This is a genomic window from Mycobacterium sp. (assembly GCF_049683935.1).
Taxonomy (GTDB): domain Bacteria; phylum Actinomycetota; class Actinomycetes; order Mycobacteriales; family Mycobacteriaceae; genus Mycobacterium.
Genome location: NZ_JBAUJR010000496.1, coordinates 1 through 4,188 on the forward strand (window position 1 = coordinate 1; position 4,188 = coordinate 4,188).

The window sequence follows — 4,188 nt, forward strand, 5'->3', positions numbered from 1 at the left end:
CGGGTGACGGGCCGAGGTGGGGGCGGCGGTCAGGGTTGGGCGAGAACCGGTGCGCGATCGAGGACGGGGGCGCGGTTGACCACCGGCGGCTGGAAGACGCCGTCGCTCTTGGGTTCCGCCGGCTCGAGGATTCCACCGCTCGTGGACGCCGGCGGCTGGAAGATGGTGCCGCGCAGGGGCGCCGTCGTGATCGTGATCGTGCCGCCGCGGCAGCTGACGATCTTGCCGTCGACGAAGACGTCCTGGCCGTCGTCGATCGGGATCGGGTAGCCGTCGGGGTCGGTGTAGGTGCAGCCGCCACTGGGTGTCGGTTCGTTGTCGACGGCGAAGGCGGTGGCCGGGGCGGCCATCAGAACGGCGAAGGCGCCGAGGATGGTCGCCGCGTACTTGATGCCGGTCAGCTTGCGGGTGGTCGATGTGGTCATGATGTGTGCCTCTCGGTTGGTGCCGGGTTTATCTGTTGAGAGGAATACTGCTGGTCAGAGCGCTCCGCCGTAATCGCCGGCAAGCCAGAGTCCCGTGCCGGGATAGGAAGAGTTTCCTATCCCGCAGGCAAGTGCCGCATGCCGTTGAGACTGCGCTCACGGCGGCCATTCGTGTGGAATCCGCGCCGTCAGCGCAGCGTGAACATCAGGCGAGCTCCGCGTAGACCGCGGCCTCGAAGCCGAGGATCGTCTCGACCATCTTTTCGTCGAAGAACGGCAGTACCTGCGTCGCGATCACGGCGCCGATCCCCGCCGCGCGGTCGATCCAGAAGAAGCTGTTGAACAGTCCCGACCAGTCAGCCGAGCCGGCGCTGCGCATGCCGGGCAGGTCGACCAGGTAGAGGTGGAACCCCAGGCCCCATCCCTGCGGCACGTCGAGCAGCTCGACCGGGTTGGTCAGCTCAGGGACTGCCGGCTCCATCTTCTTCGGCAACGGCGCCCCGTCGAGGTGGTCCCGCAACGCGAGCTCGACGGTCTCTTCTTTCAGGATGCGTGTGCCGTCGAGCTCGCCGCCGTTGAGCCAGGCGCGCACAAAACGCCCGTAGTCGGCGATCGTCCCGTAGGACCCGTGGCCGGCGGCGTCCCACTCCGGCTGGGCGGGCAGGTCGAGGTCGGTGGCCACCAGGCTGCCGTCCGGTGCCCGGAAGCGAATGGGCAGCAATCGCGCGCGTTGCTCGCCGGTCGGGACGAACGTCGAGTCCGTCATGCCGAGCGGGCCGTAGACATGCGCGGCGAGGTACTCGGCCAGCGTCTGCCCGCTGACGGCCTCGACGACCATGCCGAGCCAGTCGGTGCTGACGCCGTACTCCCAGACCGTGCCGGGATCGTGGACCAGCGGAGCGCTGAGGCTCTGCTTGATGCCTTCGAGCGGGTTGGGAAAGTTCTGCTCGACGCAGTAGGTGAAGAGTTTCTCGTTGAGAAAGTGGTAGCCGCAGCCGGCCGTGTGGGTCATCAGGTGCCGGACAGTCGCCTGCGTGGTGGGCGCCCGCAGGACCGGCTCACGACCGTCGAAGTGGTCGAGCACCCGGAGCTCGCCGAACTCGGGCACGATCGACGAGACGGTCGCGTCCAGATCGACGCGCCCCTGCTCGACGAGCTGTAGCGCGGCGGTGGTCGCGACGGCCTTGGTCATCGACGCGTTGCGGAACATCGTGTCGGGCTTCGCATCCCCCGCCGCGCCTTGGTAGAGAACGCCGTCACGGCCGACCACCGTCGCGGCGACACCGTGCAGCGACCCGTCGGCGGTCACGCCGTTCAGAAGGTCGTCGATTCGCTCGAACCCCATCTCAAACTCCTCTGCTCTCCGCGATCTGCCAGCCATCGTCGCACGGCGTTTGCAAGTCCCACCCAATCCACTGTCAGCTACCGCGAACCGTCCTAAGCTGACGCCATGCGCGACCAGCGTCGGGCGAAGTGGTGGGCTCTCGCCAGACTGGCGGGCTGTTGCCTCCTGGCCGGACTGCTCGCGGCAGCGTTGATGTTCCCCTTTGTCGGCGGCGCGGGGACGGCACTGCTGCGCGTATCCGACTCGGCCACAGAGGAATCCACGCAGCTGCTCGAGGGTGAGGTGCCGATCGTGTCCACCATGGTGGACGCAGCAGGCACCCCCATCGCGTGGCTGTACGAGCAGCGCCGCTGGGTGGTGCCCAGCAATCGGATCGCCGACACGATGAAGCTGGCGATCCTCTCGATCGAGGACAAACGCTTCACCGAACACAACGGCGTCGATTGGCAGGGCACCCTGACCGGCCTGGCCGGGTATCTGCAGGGCTCCACCGCCACCAGGGGCGGGTCGACGATCGAGCAGCAGTACGTCAAGAACTTCAACCTCCTGGTCCGTGCGCAGACCGATGCGGACCGGCGCGCCGCCGTGGAGATCAGCCCGGCACGCAAACTGCGCGAGATCCGGGCAGCCCTGGCCCTGGACGCAGCCCTGCCCAAGGCGGAGATCCTGACCCGGTATCTCAACCTGGTGTCGTTCGGCACCGGCGCCTTCGGCGTTCAGGACGCCGCGAAGACCTACTTCGGCATCAACGCCGCTAACCTCAACTGGCAGCAGGCGGCACTACTGGCCGGGATGGTGCGCTCTCCCACGTCCCTGGACCCGTACATCAACCCCGATGCCGCGCTGGAACGGCGCAACGTGGTGCTCGACACCATGATCGAGAATCTGCCCGACCGGGCCGACGAACTCCGCGCCGCCAAGGCCGCACCGCTGGGCGTGCTGCGGCGGCCGGAACCGCTGCCGCAGGGCTGCATCGCCGCCGGTAACCGCGCGTTCTTCTGCGCCTACGCGATGCAGTACCTGGCCCGCGCCGGCCTCAGCAACGAGGACCTGGCACGCAACGGCTATTTGATCCGCACCACCCTCGACCCGAAGGTCCAGGACAGCGTCAAGAACGCCATCGACGAATTCGCCGACCCCACCGCCGTCGGCGTCGCCAGCGTGATGAGCGTGATCAGGCCCGGCCGCGACGCTCACCGCATCGTCGCGATGGCGGGCAACCGCACCTACGGGCTGGACCTCAACGCCGGGCAGACGGTGCAGCCGCAGCCGTTCTCCCTCGTCGGCGACGGCGCCGGCTCGATCTTCAAGATCTTCACCACGGCTGCGGCCCTGGAGATGGGGCTGGGCATCAACGCCACACTCGATGTGCCGCAGACGTTCCGGGGCACCGGCCTGGGCGACAGCAGCGAACCGGGGTGTCCGCCGAAAACCTGGTGTGTGAAGAACGCCGGCGGGTCGGCCGGCCAGATGAATGTGACCGATGCGCTGGCGAAATCTCCCAATACCGCGTTCGCGAAGCTGATCGCCCAGATCGGTGTCCCCCGCGCAGTCGACATGGCGGTCCGACTCGGGCTGCGGTCCTACGCCGAGCCTGGGTCCGCCCGCGCGTACGACCCCGGGACCAACGAGAGCATCGCCGACTTCGTCAAGCGGCAGAACCTCGGGTCGTTCACGCTCGGGCCGCTGGAGCTCAATGCGCTCGAGTTGAGCAACGTCGCCGCGACGCTCGCCTCGGGTGGCATGTGGTGTCCGCCCAGCCCGATCGAGAAGGTCATCGACCGCTATGGCGATGAGGTCGCCCTCGACACAGTGCCCTGCGAGCAGGTCGTCCCCGAGGGGCTCGCCAACACGATGGCCAACGCCTTGGGTGAGGACCACACCAGCGGAACCGCGACGAGTGCGGCGGGTTCGGTCGGATGGGATCTACCGATGTCGGGTAAGACCGGCACCACCGAGTCGCACCGGTCGTCGGGATTCCTCGGCTTCACCAACCAGTACGCCGCCGCGAGCTACATCTTCGACGACTCCCCGACGCCGTCCGGCCTGTGCTCGTACCCGCTGCGCCGGTGCAGCGACGGAAACCTCTACGGCGGAACTGCACCGGCCCTCACCTGGTACACGGCGATGAAACCGATCGCCGAGGACTTCGGTCCCGTGGTGATGCCGCCCACCGACCCGCGCTACGTCGACGGCGGCCCGGGCAGCGAGGTTCCCAGCGTGACCGGGCTGAAGCTCGATGCGGCGCGGAAGAAGTTGACGGACGCCGGTTTTCAGGTCGCGCCGGAGCCGACGCCGATCCCCAGCTACTCCTCGAGAGGCGCCGTCGTGGGGACGTCTCCACGGGGTAGGACCATCCCCGGTTCGATCATCACGATCAACACCAGCAGCGGGAACGCCCCGGCGCCGGTGTACCGG

At 68.0% G+C, this 4,188-nt stretch carries 3 protein-coding genes; 1 reads left to right on the plus strand and 2 read right to left on the minus strand.

Annotation, left to right across the window (positions count from 1 at the left end):
* Positions 1-29: 29 nt before the first annotated feature.
* The gene (locus WA965_RS28380; RefSeq protein WP_526294334.1) at positions 30-425 is read right to left on the minus strand and encodes a hypothetical protein; all 396 of its coding nucleotides are present in this window, start codon (positions 423-425) and stop codon (positions 30-32) included.
* A 205-nt stretch (positions 426-630) separates the two neighbouring features.
* Complete coding sequence (locus WA965_RS28385; protein WP_526294333.1) at positions 631-1,770, minus strand: serine hydrolase domain-containing protein; 1,140 nt, start codon at positions 1,768-1,770, stop codon at positions 631-633.
* Positions 1,771-1,875: 105 nt separating this feature from the next.
* Here WA965_RS28385 and WA965_RS28390 point away from each other — a divergent pair.
* Positions 1,876-4,188, plus strand: a 2,313-nt coding sequence (locus WA965_RS28390) for a penicillin-binding protein (RefSeq protein ID WP_526448269.1), incomplete at its 3' end; no start/stop codon positions are given.

Coding starts and splice junctions, on each gene's coding strand:
- WA965_RS28385 (WP_526294333.1), bottom strand. CDS start 1,770: ATGGGGTTCGAGCGAATCGACGACCTTCTGAACGGCGTGACCGCCGAC.
- WA965_RS28380 (WP_526294334.1), bottom strand. CDS start 425: ATGACCACATCGACCACCCGCAAGCTGACCGGCATCAAGTACGCGGCG.